Annotated in this window: 19 protein-coding genes and 1 tRNA gene; 12 read left to right on the top strand and 8 right to left on the bottom strand. The window is 39.7% G+C overall.

Going from position 1 to position 20,614, the window contains the following annotated elements; all coding sequences use genetic code 11:
• Positions 1 to 190: 190 nt before the first annotated feature.
• From MTBBW1_RS12845 to MTBBW1_RS12835, 3 genes are all read right to left on the bottom strand, one after another.
• On the bottom strand, positions 191 to 1,054 hold the full coding sequence (locus MTBBW1_RS12845) for a glycosyltransferase (RefSeq protein ID WP_139786761.1): 864 nt from the start codon (positions 1,052 to 1,054) through the stop codon (positions 191 to 193).
• A 45-nt stretch (positions 1,055 to 1,099) separates the two neighbouring features.
• The gene (locus MTBBW1_RS12840; RefSeq protein ID WP_186441252.1) at positions 1,100 to 3,052 is read right to left on the bottom strand and encodes a sulfurtransferase; all 1,953 of its coding nucleotides are present in this window, start codon (positions 3,050 to 3,052) and stop codon (positions 1,100 to 1,102) included.
• 99 nt (positions 3,053 to 3,151) lie between these two features.
• Complete coding sequence (locus MTBBW1_RS12835) at positions 3,152 to 3,973, bottom strand: sulfurtransferase (protein WP_186441251.1); 822 nt, start codon at positions 3,971 to 3,973, stop codon at positions 3,152 to 3,154.
• A gap of 445 nt (positions 3,974 to 4,418) precedes the next feature.
• On the opposite strand from MTBBW1_RS12835, the gene MTBBW1_RS12830 reads away from it, so the two are divergent.
• From MTBBW1_RS12830 to MTBBW1_RS12790, 9 genes are all read left to right on the top strand, one after another.
• Entirely contained in the window at positions 4,419 to 5,810 is a 1,392-nt protein-coding gene (locus MTBBW1_RS12830; protein WP_186441250.1) for a glycosyltransferase family 2 protein, read from the top strand.
• Between the two features lie 19 nt (positions 5,811 to 5,829).
• Entirely contained in the window at positions 5,830 to 6,681 is an 852-nt protein-coding gene (locus MTBBW1_RS12825; RefSeq protein WP_080804166.1) for a hypothetical protein, read from the top strand.
• 262 nt (positions 6,682 to 6,943) lie between these two features.
• A complete protein-coding gene (locus MTBBW1_RS12820; RefSeq protein ID WP_080804165.1) occupies positions 6,944 to 7,870 on the top strand; it encodes an MptA/MptB family glycosyltransferase in 927 nt (308 codons plus the stop codon).
• A 193-nt stretch (positions 7,871 to 8,063) separates the two neighbouring features.
• On the top strand, positions 8,064 to 8,651 hold the full coding sequence (locus MTBBW1_RS12815) for a hypothetical protein (RefSeq protein WP_139786760.1): 588 nt from the start codon (positions 8,064 to 8,066) through the stop codon (positions 8,649 to 8,651).
• A 377-nt stretch (positions 8,652 to 9,028) separates the two neighbouring features.
• Complete coding sequence (htpG, locus tag MTBBW1_RS12810) at positions 9,029 to 10,954, top strand: molecular chaperone HtpG (protein ID WP_080804163.1); 1,926 nt, start codon at positions 9,029 to 9,031, stop codon at positions 10,952 to 10,954.
• Positions 10,955 to 11,130: 176 nt separating this feature from the next.
• On the top strand, positions 11,131 to 12,729 hold the full coding sequence (locus MTBBW1_RS12805) for a MiaB/RimO family radical SAM methylthiotransferase (RefSeq protein WP_080804162.1): 1,599 nt from the start codon (positions 11,131 to 11,133) through the stop codon (positions 12,727 to 12,729).
• Positions 12,713 to 13,720, top strand: a complete 1,008-nt coding sequence (locus MTBBW1_RS12800; RefSeq protein ID WP_080804161.1) for a polyprenyl synthetase family protein — start codon at positions 12,713 to 12,715, stop codon at positions 13,718 to 13,720. Before MTBBW1_RS12805 ends, MTBBW1_RS12800 begins: the two co-directional genes overlap by 17 nt.
• Positions 13,721 to 14,084: 364 nt before the next feature.
• The gene (locus tag MTBBW1_RS12795) at positions 14,085 to 15,401 is read left to right on the top strand and encodes a hypothetical protein (protein WP_080804160.1); all 1,317 of its coding nucleotides are present in this window, start codon (positions 14,085 to 14,087) and stop codon (positions 15,399 to 15,401) included.
• A gap of 70 nt (positions 15,402 to 15,471) precedes the next feature.
• Positions 15,472 to 15,547: transfer RNA gene (locus MTBBW1_RS12790), tRNA-Val, on the top strand.
• Positions 15,548 to 15,752: 205 nt separating this feature from the next.
• Here the strand turns inward: MTBBW1_RS12790 and MTBBW1_RS12785 are convergent.
• The 5 genes from MTBBW1_RS12785 to MTBBW1_RS12765 form a co-directional block, all read right to left on the bottom strand.
• The gene (locus tag MTBBW1_RS12785; RefSeq protein ID WP_080804159.1) at positions 15,753 to 15,989 is read right to left on the bottom strand and encodes a DUF2442 domain-containing protein; all 237 of its coding nucleotides are present in this window, start codon (positions 15,987 to 15,989) and stop codon (positions 15,753 to 15,755) included.
• Complete coding sequence (locus tag MTBBW1_RS12780; protein WP_080804158.1) at positions 15,976 to 16,233, bottom strand: DUF4160 domain-containing protein; 258 nt, start codon at positions 16,231 to 16,233, stop codon at positions 15,976 to 15,978. The genes MTBBW1_RS12785 and MTBBW1_RS12780 overlap by 14 nt, the downstream gene beginning before the upstream one ends.
• A 148-nt stretch (positions 16,234 to 16,381) precedes the next feature.
• Positions 16,382 to 17,680 carry a TRAP transporter large permease gene (locus MTBBW1_RS12775; RefSeq protein WP_080804157.1) on the bottom strand — a complete coding sequence of 433 codons (1,299 nt, stop codon included), beginning with the start codon at positions 17,678 to 17,680 and terminating at the stop codon, positions 16,382 to 16,384.
• 5 nt (positions 17,681 to 17,685) lie between these two features.
• Entirely contained in the window at positions 17,686 to 18,363 is a 678-nt protein-coding gene (locus MTBBW1_RS12770) for a TRAP transporter small permease subunit (protein ID WP_186441249.1), read from the bottom strand.
• 33 nt (positions 18,364 to 18,396) lie between these two features.
• On the bottom strand, positions 18,397 to 19,500 hold the full coding sequence (locus MTBBW1_RS12765; protein WP_080804155.1) for a TRAP transporter substrate-binding protein: 1,104 nt from the start codon (positions 19,498 to 19,500) through the stop codon (positions 18,397 to 18,399).
• An 85-nt stretch (positions 19,501 to 19,585) separates the two neighbouring features.
• Between MTBBW1_RS12765 and MTBBW1_RS12760 the strand changes: the two genes are divergently transcribed.
• From MTBBW1_RS12760 to MTBBW1_RS30360, 3 genes are all read left to right on the top strand, one after another.
• Complete coding sequence (locus MTBBW1_RS12760) at positions 19,586 to 19,981, top strand: carboxymuconolactone decarboxylase family protein (protein WP_080804154.1); 396 nt, start codon at positions 19,586 to 19,588, stop codon at positions 19,979 to 19,981.
• A 123-nt stretch (positions 19,982 to 20,104) separates the two neighbouring features.
• Positions 20,105 to 20,365, top strand: coding sequence for a type II toxin-antitoxin system RelB/DinJ family antitoxin (locus MTBBW1_RS12755; protein WP_080804153.1), 261 nt, complete (start codon positions 20,105 to 20,107; stop codon positions 20,363 to 20,365).
• Positions 20,362 to 20,610, top strand: coding sequence for a type II toxin-antitoxin system YafQ family toxin (locus MTBBW1_RS30360; protein ID WP_080804152.1), 249 nt, complete (start codon positions 20,362 to 20,364; stop codon positions 20,608 to 20,610). The genes MTBBW1_RS12755 and MTBBW1_RS30360 overlap by 4 nt, the downstream gene beginning before the upstream one ends.
• The last annotated feature ends 4 nt before the right edge of the window (positions 20,611 to 20,614 follow it).

Genomic DNA, 20,614 nt, shown 5'->3' with positions numbered 1-20,614 from the left:
CCCTTAATCATGAAAATCTATGGTTCAGAAAAGTGTAAACCGATAAATGAAAGATGCCGATATTTTCAAGGTAAACGTTCATGCTCGGCACTCAGTCACCCCGAATATGAAAATTTGTATCTATTTCAAGGGTAAAGCATATAAATAGCACAAAGAAAGCTTACAGTTGAATCGGCCTGTAAACCTGAATTCAAGAAGAGTAGTATTTGCTATAATAAGGAGAGGTATCAAGGGGCTTTTTGAAAAATCGTTTAAAAAGGTAGTTCAATAACAGAGAGAGGATCATGAGTATATTTTTTAGTCCTAAGCGTTCCCACCGCCTTGCAGATACAACTACATGGGTAAATAAAAAGACCTGATTCCCCAGTGAATTTAACCTTATGGAGAATTCAACATCTTCCATCAGTGGGATATCCGGGAAAATATCATGGCGAACTACAGGTTCCCTGCGAAAAAATTGAACCTGATCCCCAAAGCTGATATTAAAAAAAACAGCTCGGGCATCATTTAGAAATTCAAGTATTTTTAACTTCAATCTAATAAATTTAAAAGACTCATCTCCTTTATCTATCTTTAAAGCTGAATTATTTGACAAAGCTGGATTATTTGACAAAGCTGGATTATTTGACGAGTTAAAGGGTGCAAACTCTTTAAATCTGCACCCCAACGCACCACCAATTACTGAAGGGCGGGAATTAAGAACCCTTATCATCTGTTTGAAGGCTTTTGGAGCGACAAGCGTGTCTGCATGAACAACAGCCACAACATCACCTGATGCCTTTTTGATTCCTGCCTTGATTTGACCACCTCTGCCACCTCCGGAAAAGTATGGCCTGTCATGCAGCAAAACAGTTGCACCTGCTTTTTTTGCAAGCTCTACTGTTTTATCCTCAGACCCCCCATCTACGACAATGATCTCATAAAGATGAGGGGTTGAGAGGATGTTTGATACACATGAAAGTATATTGTCTTCTTCATTCAGAGTTGGAATGACGACAGAAATCGTATGACAACACCTGGTTTTAACTGGCACTTGTCGATTAACGAGATGCAATTTAATTTTCTTCCTCACCAGTCTCTATTGGCTTTGTTAGAAAGCTCATGACTCATCACCAGACTCTATCGGCCTACCAGAAGGATCCTGACACCAACCAGGAGTTATGCTGTCAGTGCAGTTGTCATCCTGACGGTATTCTGTACTCCAACCTTCCCAGCCATCAGAGAAATTTCTGACATTTTCATACCCCATCAAGTGAGCATACATAAAGGTAAGGGCAGATCGGTAACCGCTTCCGCAGTAGAATATCAACTCTTTTTCAAGCATACCACCGCCACCGAGCAGATTTGCACTGGAAGAGTCATAAGGAACAGGCGTTGTTTGAGAGTGTATGCCAAAACCATTCCATAATTTCATTATTTCTGTATAACTTCTGATAGTCCCATCAGAGTCAACATAAATCCCACCAGAATCATCAGCATCATGGCACCAGACAGAATTGGGGATTCTTCCTTTTTGGGCAACGTAACTGTAACCACTTATTTCGCCAATATACTCTTCATAGCTTCTCACATCTGCCAAAAAAACGTTTGATGTATCTGTATAACTATAAAATACATCATCAACTGTTGCAATATATTCAGGTCTGACACTTCCTGTAAACATGACAGGAGTTGGTTGATTCACAGTCTCTTCACCTTGATAACCACCTGCGATCCACTGTTGATAACCGCCATTAAGATATCTGACATCCTTTACACCTGCATACATCAGGATCCACCAGAGCCTTGCCGCAAAGATGTTACTGTCGCTATAAACAATAACTGTGGTATCCTCGGTTATCCCCATATTGCCCATGGCCTGATGCACATCATTATCATCAAGAAGAAACCAGCGTGGATAGTCATTCTCATAAATATCTGAATTTGAGTGAATTGAACCCGGAATATGACCAGATTTATAAGAAGTGGCATACTCAATTGTTCCCCACTGTGTTTCAAATATGATATATTTATGGTCACGGCTGTATGGATAGTCAGGCGGCGGCGATGATAAGCTCCCCTCTTTATGATATTCAATTAACTGGTTTACCCACTTCGGATAGACAAGTTTCTGATAATTTGCCAATTTTTCCATGGGATAAAATGATTCATCAGAATCAGCCCAGTCAGTTATTGAAGCATCATAGTTACTTGATCTTTCATAACCCATAAGGCGTGTGAGGTAATAGGCATATGCACTTCTTATCCCGACTGTGCAATATGGAACAACCTCTTTATCCTCAGTGACTCCTTTAGATTCAAAAAGAGATTTCATATCCTGATAATCTAAAACGGTCTTGTCACTTTTAAAATACCATGCATATGGTAGCTGAACCGCACCAGTAATGTGTCCACCTCTTGCCTCACCGTAGAGTTGCCACCCATTGAATTCCTCATCAGTTCTTGTATCCACCACCACAAAGTCACTATCATTGAGGCGAGATTTAATGTGAGCCTTGTCTGATGTTTTATCTGTTTTTACAACCGCCTTAAAGGTTGCTGGATTCAAGGTGTTCCCCCTGCTTTCCGTGTTATTCTCATCAGCAATCCATTTATCCCACCCTCCATCCAAAATTTTAACCCATTCACAGCCAAGGGTCTCAAACATCCAGAAAAGCCTTCCAGATGCACCCCATGATGCTGTGGTGTCATCATAGATTATGATTTTAGACTCTCTTGTAAGCCCCTTCTGGCCAAGAACCTCTTCCAACTGATCTACAGGCAGAAGATTAGTGCTGCCATCTACAAATTCCTGCCACATAATGTTAACAGCACCCGGAATATGTTCTTCATTGTAGGCAGTTTCACCTCTTGCATCCACAATAACCACCCCACTTTCTGAAAGGTCTTCTGAAGTTGCTATAAACTGGCCATTTGGATAGCCTTTGACTTCAACAGGTGTCAAAGGTTCAGATGGATTTTTCTCTGTAACATCAGAATCATTGCAAGATGCAATCAAAACAATGGATAACACTATAAAAATCAAATACTTAACAAAACGAAAATTTATCATATTACACATTCTCCACATTAAAATAATTCAGGTTAAAAAATGATGGTCTTGATTAATATTGATGAACCTGTAAAAAGTCCGATTCCGAGACTTTTTCAGTCATAACCCATTGAGATTATTAACAGCTTCCCACTCAGCCGTTCCTCCCTCAAAATTTATTGTTTCAGGAAGCTCTCTTAGCTTTAAAGCAGCAAGCTCATGAACCATCCAGGCATAACCTGAGCGAATCCCGCCTGTGCAGTAATAGACAACGGTTTTTTCCATATTTAAACCGTTTTTATTTAAAAGCGATTTCAACTCTTCCGCATTGAGAGGGCTTCTGTCTCTGCCTTTAAAAAACTTCTCCCAGGGTATGTGGACAGCATCCGGCAGGTGTCCCTTGAACCACTCAATTGTGGAACGAGTATCAACAAGCTGGTATTTATCGGGATTATCGTGAATCTCTCTGGCAGAAATATTGATGGAAGGAACTGGATTTGGAATGTATCTAACAGGTTGAATGCTCTGTTTTTTCTTACTCTCTACTGGCCTATCTTTATCCAGGCTCTCTTTGGCTCTGCCTGTCAAATCAAATTTGCTTCTTTCCCAGGCCTGAATTCCACCTTTGAGCAGCCCAACCTCACCTTTATGGCCCAACCAGGCAAAGAGCCAGAAGCCCCACCCTTCACCACCCCAGCTTTTATCAGCATCACCATAAATCAAAATCATGCTTTCGGCAGAAATACCTAGTTTTCCAAGTGCTTCTGCCATCTGCTCGGGTGATAAAACACGATAGGGAATATTGTTTGAATCAATTGTTGTATAATTTTCCCAGCTAAACGAGATTGCTCCTGAAATATGTGACTTTTCCCAATATTTAACTGGTCTGGCATCTAAAATAATCCAGTTTGAAAAATTCTCTTTAAGTTGATGGGGCTCCATCAAAACTCTCTTTGGTGAGAAAACAGTTTTAACTGCTGTATCCGAATCAGCTTCCTTGCATATTGATGAAATTAAGATGACTATAAAAACAATAAAAACTACTGAAAGAGATCTATGAATCATTACCCCTGTCCCATTTTACAAAATTATTATCCTGAATTGTCACACTGGAAATGTGATATGAAGAATGGGCATCCTTCATATCATGCATAAAGTGCTTTACACTTTCCGGAACAGGCTACTAGAAAAACCGGCATTGTGTTCAGGAAAATGTAAACTGGCAAATGAAAGATGCCAAAAAATGCAGTAAAATCTTGTATTTTTAATCTTATGAGTTGAGTTTGTCCAATTGATAATAGGCATTTATTCCCTTGTATTTATTGCAATTTTCTATATTGATGGAGCCTGTTGCTTTTAAAAAAATCCTGTGTTAATGATCGTTTCCATGAACAAAGAACTATTGGACATATTAAACATTCTGACACTTATTCATTTTGCAAGCATGGGGGGACTCGCCCTTTATGGAACACATAGAATCTGGCTTCTTATATGCTGGTTTAAAAGCAGGTCTGAGGAAAAACATGAAACACGATTATCTTTTGACAAGCTTCCTTTGGTAACAATCCAGGTACCACTTTACAACGAGCCTCTTGTGGCTGCTCGAATTATTGATGCTGTTGCATCTATTCAATGGCAAAGCAATAAACTTGAAATTCAGATTCTTGATGATTCATCTGACGAAACAAATGATATTGTAAAAGAGAGTGTCAAATACTGGGCAGGGCAAGGTGTATGGATTTATGCAATCTTTCGCAATAACAGAAAAGGATACAAGGCAGGTGCTCTTCAAAATGGCCTGAGGCAATCAAGTGGTGAATTTATTGCTGTTTTTGATGCTGATTTTATTCCACCCACCGATTTCCTGAAAAAAACGATTCCACATTTTTATCCTATTGATTTAAATCAAGATCTGACTGATCAAAACAAAATTAGTAGAAAACGAAATAAAATTATTAAAAATAAAAATTTTATAAATAGCAATACAAAAGACAAAAAGATTGGAATGGTGCAGACCCGCTGGGGATTTTTGAATTCAAGATATTCCTGGCTCACAAGGCTTCAAACTCTAATGCTCTCTCCCCATTTCGGGATTGAACACAAAATACGATTTTCCCGACATCTTTTTTTCAATTTTAACGGAACTGCTGGAGTATGGAGAAAAGAGGCCATTGAATCATCTGGGGGCTGGCAGGATGACACTGTAACAGAAGACCTTGATTTAAGTTACAGAGCCCAGCTTTCAGGCTGGAAATTCCTATACCTCAACGATGTAGTTGTGCCGTCAGAATTGCCTGCAACTTTATCTGATTTTCGTTCTCAGCAGGAGAGGTGGAGTAAAGGCTCAATCCAGACAGCACGAAAAATCCTTCCGGGTTTGCTTTCATCACCGGTTTCATTGGGAGTAAAAATTGAAGCAATTGCTCATCTTATGGCAAATGTCTGCTGGTTACTCGGATTTATTGTCACCATGACACTCTACCCTGTAATACTTTACCGTTCAAGTATTGGTATCTGTCAGGTAAAATGGATTGAGATTCCCCTTTTGTGCATTTCTTTTTCAATTTTAACCTATTATCTTGTTTACAGCATTTTTAACCGTCAATACTATGTTTTGACAGCTCTTCCGCTTCTCCCGATTATCAGTATAGCTCTTTCCCCTTTTTTCGCACTTTCTGTAGTAAAAGGGGCATTTGAAAAGGGTGGTGTATTTGTCAGAACTCCAAAATTCGGATTTTCAGATAGTTCAAAGAGGGATTATACCTGTGACTTACAATGATTTTCAAGGAGGCCTTTTTATGAAAAATAATATTGCAACTCATTTTCTGATTACCTGCAATGTAGTGCTGATAATAATTATAGCTACTGCATCCACTCTGTCTGCCGGTGCGTGGACCATGGAAAAAGGCAAAAGCTATCATCGTTTTGCAGCAAATTATTTTTTTGCAGATAATGAGTTTGATCAAAATGGAGACAGCAGAAATATGCCGTCAAATGGCGAATTTAAAGATTTTAACCTTAATTATTATATGGAATATGGAATAGTAGATAAACTGTCAATATTAACTTCTTTCTACTATAAAGAGATTACTAAAGAGGATAATTATTTCAAATATGAAACAACTGGTACTGGAGATTTTGATCTTGGACTGCGTTACCAGCTATATGCAGGCAACCTTGGTGTTTTTTCCATTCAAGGTATCCTAAAAATACCTGAGTTATACGATGAAAAGGATGCTCTCTCTCTTGGTAATGGCCAGTATGATTACGAAGCAAGATTGATGTATGGTCGTTCTCTCTGGTCAATAATGCCTGTCTATATAAATCTGGAATCTGCGTATCGCTGGCGGGCTGAAGAGCCTTCTGATGAATTTCGTTATCTTGTTGAAATCGGTTCTGATATTGGCAAAAAATTATATACAAGGATTAAGCTTGATGGACTTATCAGTGCAGGCAACGGCAAAAATCATTTTGACAATTACGGAAACCCAACTGCCACATTTGAGTATGATCTAACCAAAATTGATTTAACATTAGGCTGTAAAGTGTCTGACAAAATGGGTCTTGAGTTTGGCTATACTGCAGCGTTATGGGGTGAATCAACAGCTAAGGGTGATACCTGGACACTGGCTTTGAGCTTTCAGCCCTGATCAGGACAAGCAAAAACAAGGGATTCCTTTTCCCCTGTTACACTGAATTTTTATATGAAAGTCTCAATAACTAGCTGTTTTTAGAACAACTTTCATTCCTTCGTTTGTGGCGGGCATCCGCCATGTACGTTATTTCAATTGAGCTATAGATTTCCCAAAAAAAATTTTACAATCTCAACTTTTGAGAGTGCAGCCACACAGAGCTGCCCCTACAGTACAATTGCCAATTTTATTATCTGGAAAACAATATAGAGACACTGCCGTGCATCTCTTCAAGGTTGTATTGACTGCATTAATTTCATTTTTAATTTTTTTTTCCTATTTAACACTTGCAATAGAGCCTGATATTTCTCTTGCCATTACCAAAATGGTTGGAGTGTCAGGCTTTATTGTTATTCTGATTGCTGTTTTACAGTTTTCGTCAGATCATTGTGATGCAAAATCATCTCTCCAGACACAACATAGCGGCAAAAAAGAGTTATCAGCAGGATTTATAATTGCTTTTGCCATCCTTATGCGCCTGATGTTTCTTTTCCACACCCCGACCCTTTCAGATGATATTTATCGCTACTGCCTTGATGGAGCAATGCTTGCTAATGGTCAAAATCCTTACAGCTATACACCTCTTGAATTATTGGAGGCCATGCAAAGGCAAGAGACGTTTAGGAATGAGTCTGAAATAATTTTCCCAAACTCCCCCTCGCAACTCTGTGAGAGGGGGCTGGGAGGTGAGGTAAATGGGCAAGTTATTAAAAATCCATTCCTTAATCCGTCAGAAGCCATGACTGATTTACAATGGAAATACCCATCATTATTTTCACAGTCGGATGTGGGCATTGAATACGACCATGAAGGGTTAGAGCGCATAAGAGAGATATACCCAGAAATATCAACACTGCTCCCACTGATTAACCACCCTGAACTGGCAACCATATATCCGCCGGCAGCACAAATCACCTTTGCAATTGGCAATTTTGCAGATTCTGCCTTAAATTTCAATGAGAGCTTTACAGGCATAAAAACAGTTCTAATTATAATGGACACGCTATCTTGCCTGTTCATTATCCGGATTCTCAAAAAAATGAAATTGCCTGCCTGCCATGCGACCATCTACGCATGGCATCCCCTGCCGGTTCTTGAAATAGCAAAATCTGGCCATATTGATGGCGCAGCGATTTTTTTCTTGTAATTTCAATATATCTGGCCAATTACCCCAGAGAATACAGAGATGAAACAACCAAAACAAATTGGCAGATAATTTCTGTTTCAATGCAAATATTCTCAGGTATATTTATGGGATTGTCGATTTTGACCAAGTGGATTCCATTAATTTTTTCCCGTTTTGCGTGCTTATGATTAAAGATGGGAAAATGAGAATTATAATGGGCACAAGCTCTATTATTACTATTGTGCTACTAAACATTTCATTTTGTCCTGATATAGCCAATAGTTTTATAACTTTAAATCAATATATTCAAAATTGGGAATTTTCAGGATTCATTTTCAAAGTTTTAAGAAATTATATCCAAAACTACACCAGCAGTTCAGGAAGTATAACAAGATCTATTATTTTGATTCTATTCACTCTTCTATACTCTATTGTCTTTTTTCAGTTTTTAAAAAACAAAGTTTTACAAGACAAGAACAAAGATAGCGGATTTAACGTATTAACGGATGCACTTTTTAAAATTGCACTTATCTGGACTATTACAACTCCAACACTTTACCCATGGTATGCTCTATACCTTGTTGCACTAATACCTTTTAATCTCAAAGCTCATTTAAATACAACAGGAACAGTTTTGAGCTGGTCACTTATTCTCTCTTATAAGGTTCTTATCCTATATAAAATCACAGGAGAGTGGGCGGAGATGCAGGATATAATAACGCCACTCATGATTATTGGCGCTCCCCTGGCAGCGTTGATTTTAAAAACAAGATCTGTTTTTGCAGTAAACAGGCATGATTGATTACGCATCAATCACCCCTTAAATATAAAAATGATAGTAATTTTTACCGTGAAAATAGATACAAATTTTTATATTCGGGGGTGACTGAATCACAGCCATGTCCGTTTACCGTAAAAGCAGGGCATCCTTAATTTCATCCAAAAGTACTTTACACTTTTCAGATGTAAAGCCTTTGAAAAAGGGAATACGAATCACAAAAGTGTAAAGCGGAAAATGAAACATGCCAAAAGCAGGATGAAAAAAAAATATATTGCAACCATCTCTGCCTTGACAATCACGATTTTGCATCAATTATTTAAGGCAATTCAGAAAATCAATAATATGACTGCTGCAAAACAGCAAAGAGAGATTAACCACAATTTTTTTCAGGAGAACCAATGAGTAAAAAACAGGAAACATGTGAATTTAAAACAGAAGTTCAGCAACTGCTTCATCTTATTATCAACTCACTTTACTCCAACCGAGAGATTTTTATAAGGGAGCTTATCTCAAATGCCTCGGATGCAATTGACAAGGCAAGATTCCGGGAGCAGACAGAACCTGCCCTTTTTGAAGGTGATAATGATTATCACATCAGGGTTTCCACAGACCCTGAAAAGAAGGTATTTGAAATAAGCGACAATGGTATAGGCATGACCTATGATGAGGTTAATGACAACATTGGTACAATTGCAAAAAGCGGTACAAAGGCATTCATGGAAGCCCTTGAGCGCTCAAGGGATGAAAAAACACTTACACCAGAACTAATAGGACAGTTTGGAGTCGGTTTTTACAGTGCTTTTATCGCTGCTGAGCACATTACCCTTGTAACAAAAGCCGCAGGTGCTGATGAAGGGGTAAAATGGGAATCTGATGGAAAGGGTTCCTACACCATTGAAACAGTGGAAAAAGAGTCAAGGGGCACAACAATAACCCTTAAGCTGAAAACCCCTGAAGAGGGTGACCAGGATTTTACTGATGAATACACAATCCGCCACATTGTCAAGAAACATTCTGATTTTGTAACTTATCCCATTATCATGAATGTTGAAAAAAGTGAACCAATCCCTGATGAAGAGCTTATCAAGGACAGTGACGGGAAGCCTGTCGGAGATACATTCAGAAAGATTCATTCAGATGAGACCCTCAACTCCATGAAGGCAATCTGGGCAAAAAGCAAGGACGAAGTAACAGAAAAAGAGTATGAGGAGTTTTACAAGCACATCAGTCACAACTGGGATAAACCCCTTGAAATTCTTCATAAAAAATTTGAAGGTGTAACAGAGTACGATGCTCTTCTTTTTATTCCGTCAAAGGCCCCATTTGATCTTTTCCGGCCTGAAAGAAAACATGGCATGCAGCTTTACTGCAAACGTGTCTTTATAATGGATGACTGCAAGGAGCTTCTGCCTGAATATCTTGGTTTCATACAGGGTGTTGTGGATGCACCGGATCTTAATCTTAATGTAAGCCGCGAGATTCTTCAGGAGGACCGCCTTGTCAGAAATATCCGTAAAAACCTTGTCAAAAAGATTTTCAGCATGCTTGAGGAGATGGACAAGGAGAAATATGAAGAGTTCTACAAGGAGTTTGGCCAGGCATTGAAATCGGGTCTTCCCATGGATTACGAGAACAAGGAGAGAATTGCATCACTTCTCAGATACAAGAGCACCAAGTCAGACGGCAAATATATCACCCTTGATGAATATATCGAAAAAATGCCTGAGGATCAAAAAGAGATATATTACATAACCGGTGAAAACATGAACGCCCTTATTAACAGCCCTCTTCTTGAGGCCCTCAAGGCAAAGGACTATGAAGTGCTTCTTATGGTTGATCCTGTTGATGAGTGGGTCACCCAGTCACTGCCTGAATATAAAGAGAAGAAACTAAAAAGTGCGGAAAAAGGAGAGCTTGACCTTGACAAGGTGGATGACGAAAAGAAAAATGAATATACAGCCCTTTTCAAGTTCATTGAGGAAAAACTTGAAGACAAGGTAAAGGAAGTTGTGGTATCCAATCGTCTTAAAGAGTCTGTATCCTGCCTCTCTGCGGATGATTATGCCATGAGCGCATACATGGAAAAAATTCTCAAGGCATCGGGTCAGGATATGCCTTCCCAGAAGCGTTCTCTGGAGCTGAATGTCAACCATCCCCTGATTGACAAGATGAAACTTCTTTTTGAGACAGATACAACCAACCCTCTTCTTGCAGATTACAGCCAGTTGCTCCTTGATATTGCAATTGTAAGCGAAGGGGGCAAGATTGACAACCCTGCACGATTCAGCAGGCTCCTTGGCGACATGATGTCAAAATCAATTTAACTCTATATAGTATTCCAGATAATTAAATTCACAATTAAAAAGTCTAACTATCTGTTATCTAAATAAATTTTTTGACTAAAAAATAAAATATTTTTCTGGAAAGCTATAATTATCCCCTTTTCATCTATGGAAAGGGGATATACTTAAAAGATCAGGGCAGGAACAAAAAAAATAACATGAAAATATACCTTGAAAGCCTTGGGTGCTGCCGCAACCAGATTGACAGTGAGGTAATGCTTGGTCGCCTGACATCTAATGGTCATAAAATCTGCCCTGATCCATCAGAGGCCGAAGTAATAATCGTAAATACATGTGGATTTATTGCAGCAGCATCAGCCGAAGCTGTGGAAACAATCCTGACCCTGGCCCAGTATAAAAACAAAGAGCAGAGTGATGTAACCAATCAGACTAACAGTAATGATAGTGAGGATTCTCTTTCTGAAGGAAACTGCCGCCATCTTGTTGTAACAGGGTGTCTGCCTGAACGATTTAAAAATGACACCATAGCAGAGTCAATGCCTGAAGTGGATGCCTTTCTTGGAACAGGAGCATGTGACCAAATTGTCGAGACCATTGAAACCCTTGAAAGCAGATTCCAGAAAAAACAATCAAACACAATTCTCTTGCTACCAGATCCCTGCAATAGACAATTCCAGGGTTACCCCCTACCCCGCCATCTCACTCTTGACTACTCTGCATTTTTAAAGATATCCGAAGGCTGTAATCGTCACTGCACATACTGCATCATCCCCAAATTGAGAGGAAAACAAAGAAGTCGCCCCATTGACCAGGTGGTTGAAGAGACCCAATATCTTCTTAAACAGGGCGTCAAAGAGATAATACTTGTTGGTGAAAACACAACTGATTACGGTTCTGAGCTGACACCACCTGCATCCCTTGTCAAACTTCTTCAAGCTGTTTCAGCAACTGTTGACAAACATATCCAGACAGGAAATACAAATCTCCACACTGCAACCTCTGATATACTGTCGGCAAATTATGGTGACCCGGAAAGAAATTCTGATACCCTGACAGAGAACTCAGATATCCTGAAAAAAACTCTTGATATTAAGAGCGAACAAACAGATATTAATATCCCAAAAATTTCAAAAGAAGCTCCATGGATAAGGCTCCTTTATACGCATCCCTCCTCCATATCCAAAAGCACAATAGAAACCATTGCATTCCTTGATAATATCTGTACATATTTTGATATTCCAGTACAACATGCCAGTTCCGGTGTTTTAAAGCGTATGGGCAGAAATTATACCCTTGATGATCTCTACCGTCTTTTTGCAACAATCCGCGAGATATCTCCAGATGCTGCATTGCGAACCACCCTTATAACAGGATTTCCAGGGGAAACGGAAAAAGATTTTGAAATTATGCTTCAATTTATTAAGGATGTACGTTTCGATCATCTTGGTGTCTTTCCCTACTCTGACTCTGAAGATCTTGCATCACACCATCTTAAGAACCATATTCCAGAAAATATTGCTGAAGAACGGCTTGCCATTCTGATGAACGCCCAGGCTCTGATTTCAGAGGAAAAAAACGAAAAATACCTCAATCAGACAATAAAAGTGCTTGTGGAGGAGAACCCGGATGAGGGCATCTACCTTGGACGCAGCAGATTTCAGGCACCCGAAGTTGACGGTCTGACATTTATTTATGGCTCAGGCCTTGAAATTGGTCAATTTGCTGATGTATATATTACCGAAACCCATGAGTATGATCTGGCAGGCCAAAGGAGCCTTCATGTCCAAAGAACTTAAAAAAAAACTGCTCTCAATGGTTGGAAAAGACCTTGAAAAAATAGAAAATGCACTTCATGAAAACCTTGCACCCAATATCTCCCTTGTCTCTGACATTGCAGGACATCTGCTGTTCAGTGGAGGAAAACGTCTGCGTCCTCTTCTCACACTGATGTGCGGCCGTCTTTGTCTATACACAAATAATAGTGACAGCCCAAATAACGACGCTGCAATTATTAAGTTTTCCACAATTTTTGAATATCTCCACGCTGCCACCCTTCTACATGACGATGTTGTTGACAGTGCAGACACAAGACGCGGCAGGGATGCAGCCCACACACGCTGGAGTCCTGCAATGGTTGTTCTTACAGGAGATTATCTTCTGGCCAGCTCTTTAAGCCTTGCTGCTGAAACTGAGATTCCGGCTCTTATTAAAGTGATGGCAGGAATAACAGAAGAGATGTCCCAGGGCGAAATTGACCAGATGGAAAAAAAAGGCAATATTCATCTGACTGAAAAAGAGTACCTTGAGATCATAAGACGCAAGACAGCCGTGCTGATTCAGGGAGCCTGCCGCAGCGGTGCGATTCTGACAAATGCCCAACCTGTACAACAAAACGCACTTGACCAATATGGATACCATCTTGGAATGGCCTTTCAAATGGCAGATGACCTTTTAGATTATACATCAGATACAACAACCCTTGGAAAAAAGACAGGTGCCGATATCAGGGAAGGAAAGCTTACCCTTCCTCTAATCCATGCACTGTCAAAGGCTGACACCAAAGATAAAGCCCTAATGGAATCCATAATAGATAATCCATGCTTCAGTGACCATGATTTCAATGAAATAGTTAATAAAATCAAACACTATAACGGCATTGACTTCACATTGGAGCGAGCAGGTTTTCATGTAAATCAGGCAATTAAATGCCTTGATGCATTTGGGGAGTGCAGTGCCAAAAAAGTGATGCTTATGCTGGCTGAATACGCAATTAAAAGGGAATCATAGCGTACATGGAGATTCTCCACCACAATCAAAAAATTGAAAGTCTTTAAAAAACAGCATTTTGCCAAGACGTTTAGATCCTTAAAAGACGGGGACTTTCTTATAACGGCCATGGCAGAACCTTCTGCCTCAACGAAGCATGAAAGCCCCGCGCAACCAAAAACGGCGGGGACTTTCTTATAACGGCCATGGCTGATGACCGCCACAATCGAAAAGATGAAAGTCATTTTAAAAACAGGCTGTTACCGAGACTTTCATATAAAACGTACATGGCTGATGACCGCCCCAATCGAAGAGATGAAAGTCGTTTTAAAAACAGGCTGTTACCGAGACTTTCATATAAAAATTATAATTCAGGAGCTATGAAATGACTATTCAAAGGACTCTTGCAACAAAAAAAACAAATAATTATCTAAACCCGATTTTAAGAACTATGAGGCTCTCCTTCTTTGCAATAATCCTGATATTATCTTTTGTATTTAGGCAGTCAGGATATGCAGCACTTCCTGAATCCAAACCAACCATCTCTGATTCTTCTGTCATAATATCATTTGGCAGCAGTGAAATAAAAAAAGATATCCCCAAGGCCAAGCAAAACGCGGTAAACGATGCCCTTAACAGATCATTTGAAAAGATAATAACAAAAATGCTGACTCCAGCAGAGATTTCCGACAATCTTGAATTCATAAGTAGTACACTTCTTGCTGGCAATCCTGATAGATATATATCAACATACAAAATTATTGGAGAGGCCAAAGCCTCATCAAATTATACTGTTGCTGTTGAAACCAGTTTCAACACAGAACTTCTGGAACAATTTCTAAAAGAAAAATCTCTTATAATATCTGATATTCAGCTTCCTGAGGTTATGCTCTTCATTAGTGAGAAACGACCTGAAGACAGCTCTCCCCGTTTCTGGTGGGGCAGCAGTGCCTTACCTTACAATTCCATAACTGAGAAAAAAATTGCTTCTGTCCTGAAAGAGAACAATTACAAACTTGCAGGGGATTTACAAAAACGTCCTGACCCTGAACAATTGGGAATCTTTTTCACATCAGTCTATGATACAGAAGCATCAATTGCCCTTGCCCGCAAACTTCAGGCTGACATTGTTGTAACAGGAACAGCTCTTGCGGAAGAAGATTCCAATGTCATGGGCGATGAAAAAAGCTACACAGGAAGAGTTGAACTTGATATATACAGTGTATCCAGCGGCATGAAACTTGCTGTTCTTTCCAAGGATGCAGTTGCCAGAAGTATGAACAACAAAGAAGGTCTTGATTCAAGTCTTGAAATGGCAGGTGAAACTTCGGGACAGGCTCTGGCTTCCATTATTAAAAATTCATGGCAACAGCAGGGTTCAGACTTCAAAACAATAAAAGCAAAAATAGAGGGTTCAGATTATCTTTCAAGCTTTATTATGCTCAGAAAAACCCTCAACTCAATGAGCAATATAAAAGATGTACAGACAAGGGAATTAAGCTCAGAACAGGCAATAGTCGATATACTTTTCAAAGGAAACGGAAAAACTCTGGCAAACACCCTGATGCTCAAGAGATTCGACACTTTTGGGCTGGAGCTTTCCGAGGTTACTGAAGAGAGTCTGACCATAAGATTTATACCCAAATCTGACGAGACTCCCATTGAAAAATCCGATATGGAAGGGGCATATATCTCTGAATAATAAAAGCTATTTTTTTCTTGACATGCCCTGGTAGCAATGATATCTGAAATGCCTGAAACAGTGCTAATAAAGGCGCGTAACTCAGTTGGTAGAGTGCTACCTCGACACGGTAGAAGTCAGCGGTTCAAGTCCGCTCGTGCCTACCATTAAAATCAAGGGTTTACGGAAATCACCGTAAGCCCTTTTTGTTTTTCTGCTGACATTCTGCTACCGGTTTAATAAATACACCAATTTTTCAAACCTAAAAGCTGCTTCCTGATTGGTGGGTTTCATGATATGTGCATATACATTCAAAGTAATAGAAGGGGTGGTAGCGATTGCGTCTTTTCATTACTGCCATAAGATCGCCTGTTAGGCTGCTATTTCATTGAGACCCACATTAAACAGTTCTTCAATATCTATATGAATATCCAGATCAGGCCATTCAATCATAGTGCCACGGGCTATTAAATTAAAATTTCCCTGTTCCGAATCTGAAGCGGAAACAAGCGAGGGATACCAGTCCAGCGGAATAAATAAAATTCTTCTGTCTTCTAAAAACACCTGTAAGTGACCACTATCTATTTTAACACTTTTACATTTTGTCATTTTGTCCACCAGTAATTTCTTCCCATTTCCGAATCAAATAATTCTGATTGGATTTGATTATTTCAATGGCTTGTTTGAGCTCGCCTTTCTTTAAATATGATCTTACTATTTTAAGGGTTTCTATCTCAATCTTTGCAAAATCATCTGCCCCTTTGAATAAATGTACATGCTTTGGTTCATGATCATTCACAGGAATAATAATTTTGAACCCACATTTTTCTGATAGCTCTTTGAGTACCGGCATTACTCCACCTGTTCCTGTTCGTCCATGATTTCCAGTTCATCTATTCTATTCATTAAATCATCAAAACCGCAATCAAAATAACCGCAAATTTTATGCCACTACTGGAAAGTGCAAAATACTTTTATGGGTGTATGAAAGATGCCGAAGATTAAAGAAGACCGGGCAGGAAGAGCACAATTTCAGGGAAAATAGTCACAAGTACTACAACCAGCAAAATTGCTGTCAAAAACGGGAAGGCGCCTTTAAACACAATCTCCATGGGAACCCTGGCAACACCTGATATCACAAAAATATTCAAACCCAGAGGCGGAGTTATAAGACCTGCTTCCATCATTAGAACAGATATAACTCCAAACCATATGGGATTGAAGCCAAGTCCTATGATGGTGGGAAAAATGACAGGAAGGGTCAGTACCATCATTGATGTTGCATCCAGAAAACACCCAAGAAGAAGATAGCCAATAAGAATAATGGAAAGAATGACATAGCGTGAGAGATTCATCCCGCTTAACCAAAGTGAAAGGTTGGTCGGAATCATTGTCAATGCCATGAAATAGGTAAAAAGGTATGCCCCTGAAAGAATAATAAAAATCATTACAGAAACCCTTGTGGTTTCTGTCAATGCCTTTAAAAGTGCATCAAGTGTGAGTTTTCTCTTTAAAAGGGTTACTGAAAAAAGTGAAAATGCACCAACCGCACCAGCTTCTGTCGGTGTAAAAACACCTGCATAAATTCCGCCCATTACAAGAAAAAAAACAACTATAAGCTCCCAGGCATTTCTAATTGTGGCAATTTTGTCCTTAAATGGTATTCTGTCATAATTAAGTGGTGCTGCAAGGGGATTTATAATGGCCCACAGCATTACAATTACAATATAGGCAAGTGTCAGCATAAAACCTGGAATAAATCCTGAAACAAGAAGCTTTCCAATGGACTGCTCCGTCAAGATTCCATACACCACAAAACCTATACTTGGCGGAATAAGAAAGCCAAGTGTGCCACCGGCTGCAACGCTGCCTGTGGCAAGATGAAGATCATATCCATATTTTTTCATTTCCGGAAGGGCAACCCGCCCAAGTGTTGCGGCAGTGGCAACAGAAGAGCCGCATATTGCGGAAAAACCGGCACAAGCTCCTATGGTGGCAATGCCAAGCCCTCCAGGAAGGCGACGAAGCCATTTATCCGCCATTTCATAGATCCCCTGGCTCAATCCTGATACTGTGGCAAGTTCTCCCATCAGCACAAAAAGGGGAATAACAGTAAATGAATATGATGAGAATGTAGTATCAAAGGATCGCAGCAGGGTTGGGAGGGCCACAGATATATCGGTAATATAACTAATACCCCAGAATCCCACAAATGCCAGGGCAAACCCAATGGGCATACCAATGAGCAGAAGCACAAAAAGAACACATATTGCGGCAATGCCAACTGTCTGAAGATCCATGAAGTTCAGGCATCCCCCGTTTTTGTACGTTGTTTTCTATTCTCTTCTACCTGTTTTTTTCCGGAAAGAACTTTCACTCCAGTAAGACCTTCTTCTTTTATATGAAAGTCCCCGTATTTCAAGTTTTTTTTCAGGGCTTTCATGCTTCGTTGTGGCAAGATGGGTTTGCCATGGCCGTTATACAGTTCAATGTTTTTTATATCATCAGCAGGTGTCATTCCGGCAGCACATTTAAGGGATTCCACAAGATCAATAAAAATGGTCATACTCATCAAAAGTGCACCAACAGCCATAAGAAATTTCAGAGGATAGAGAGGAAGTGAAAGGGTATCTGTTGCTGACCCTGAATGATAATCTTCCCACCCCATAACCCAACCATACCATACAATGGCAGCCATTACCTGGAGGGTAAGAATGGCGGTCAATGTATCCATAAGGGCAGCTACCCTTTCAGGAACACTTCTGATGAGCAGAGTAACACGTATGTTCCCTCCTGATGCATTGGTATATGCCATCCCCAGGATGCTGAATGCAGCCATCATGAACTGACTCAACTCAATTGAGCCGGATACAGGTCTGGAAAAAAAATAACGGCCAGCCACATCAATAACTGTCATTATCATCATGACCAGCACCCAGCCTGTTCCGGCATAAAGAAAAAGAGAGGTCAGTTTTGAAATCATATGTCTGATTCTAAAGTACATGATATGACGTTTTTAATAAGGACAGGCATTAAAGCCAACACCCACGTTTGACAGCTCCTTTTTAAAATCTTTAAGAGCCTCTATTGCAGGCAGACCTTTACCTTCAAGCTCCGATGCCCACTCCACAAGCATTCCCTTGAATGCATCATCCCATTTTGCCTGCTCAGAATCTGAAAGAGGTGTAATCTCAATTTTTTCCTTAAAGCCTGCCATGATATCCTCATACCAATGTTCATCAAATATACCGGCAACTTTGTACGCATTTCTTCCTACATCCTCAACAATGGGTTTGAGGTCTTCCGGAATTTTGTCCCAAAACTTCTGGTTGACAAAAAGGCCCTCAGAGACGCACCCAAATGAGGTCGGCACTCCAAATTTTGCAACTTCATAAAGCTTGAATGCCTTTATAAGCGCGGGACAGGTAACAACACCATCAATGACACCTGTTTCCATGGAAAGATAGACATCACCAAGGGGCATGAAAACAGGAACCGCACCCAGAGCCTTTATGGCTCTTGTCTGAAGTCCGCCGGGGCTTCTTATCTTCATTCCCCTTATATCCTCCATTGTTGTAACCTTTTTTGTTGTCCAGAGATGTGCCATAACACAGTTATTTATATGAAGAACCTTAATACCCTCAAATTCTGAATGGAGCTTTTTATCATACATGGCCATTCCAGCCTCTGCGCCTTTCCATTTGGCAGGACAGACAATGGGAGAAGAGAGAACATCGGTGAGAGGAAAACGTCCGGGCGTCCAGCTTAGGGTAGCATACCCCATATCAGAAAGGCCGGTTTTGATTATATCATAATGTTCAGGCCCCTTGCCAAGGGCACCGCCTGCATACATTGTGTATGAAATTCTGCCGTTGCTTCTTTTTTTCATCTCTTCCAGCATGGGTATCCACAGCTTCTGCACATCAGCTCCTGCCGGTACATGCCATGTGCTGAAACGGATATTCATTTTACCTTTGACCTCGTCTGAAGCAGAAACAGTATCAACAGCAAAAACAAAGCTTATAACAGACACAACAGCCAGTATAACCAAAAAACCGGCAACAACATCCAATCTCTTTATTAAACAGTTGAACTTATTTAAAACATAATCTATTTTCATGACAACTCCCCAAAAAATGAATAATATCAACTAAACATGTTGCACCCTTAAAGTGACCAAGGATGCGCAAAAAAAGGAAAAAAGTATGAATAAAGACGATATTGCCCTCAAAACATCCAGAACAGCAAAGCTTTATTTCAATGGCGTCAGGGATGAAGATAAGCCATATAACCTGTGGCGCACCTTTGACAAAGACCTTGCAAAAGAGATGTCCCTTTACATCACAGGACAGTTCTATTCAAGGGAAAAGATTCCCCATACAACAAGGCAGCTTGTAACCGTTGCAGCACTGACTGCCATTTCAAAGCCAGAAGAGCTTAAACTTCACATACATGCAGCCCTGAATGTAGGATGCAGCAAAGAAGATATTGCCGAAGTCATTTTCCAGACAAGCATATATGCAGGGGTTCCGGCTGCAAATACTGCCCTTAAAGTTCTCAAAACAGTTCTTGAAGAACGCAACGAACAGAATGAAATATAATCAAGAACACTTTTATGGAGTATTGCTTAGTAATGCTGATACTGAAAAAACTTGTTTGAATTTTTTATATTTTGCCGTATATTATTTGTAGTACGAATGTCAATACAATAATAGGAGTTTATTATGGCAAAAACAGCAACCATTCAAACCCGTGTTGATCCAGCAATAAAACAAAATGCTCAAATCATATTAAATAAATTAAACATTTCTATGTCAGAGGCTATTTCAATGTTCCTGTCTCAAATAACCTTACATAATGGTATTCCATTTGAAATAAAACTGCCCAATGATCTCACCAAGAAAGTATTAAAGAATTCGGAAACTGAAAAAAATCTGCATAAAGTTGATTCCGTTGATGATTTATTTCAGGAGCTTGATAGTTGAATATCCATTACACAACTCAATTTAAAAAGGATTACAAAAGACTCAAGAAACAAAACAAAGACCTATTAAAGTTGAGAACCGTTATCGACAAACTATCATCGGCTAAATTGCTGGAACCAATCTATCGAGATCATCCCCTTTCAGGAAACTGGAAAAATCATCGTGACTGTCATATTCAGCCAGACTGGATCTTAATCTACCGAATCAGCGCAGAAGACTTATATCCTCAAAGTCGACACCTATGATCTT

The sequence above is a fragment of the Desulfamplus magnetovallimortis genome (assembly GCF_900170035.1).
In the GTDB taxonomy this organism is placed as follows: Bacteria; Desulfobacterota; Desulfobacteria; order Desulfobacterales; family Desulfobacteraceae; genus Desulfamplus; species Desulfamplus magnetovallimortis.
This window is presented reverse-complemented; position numbering and strand designations above follow the sequence as displayed.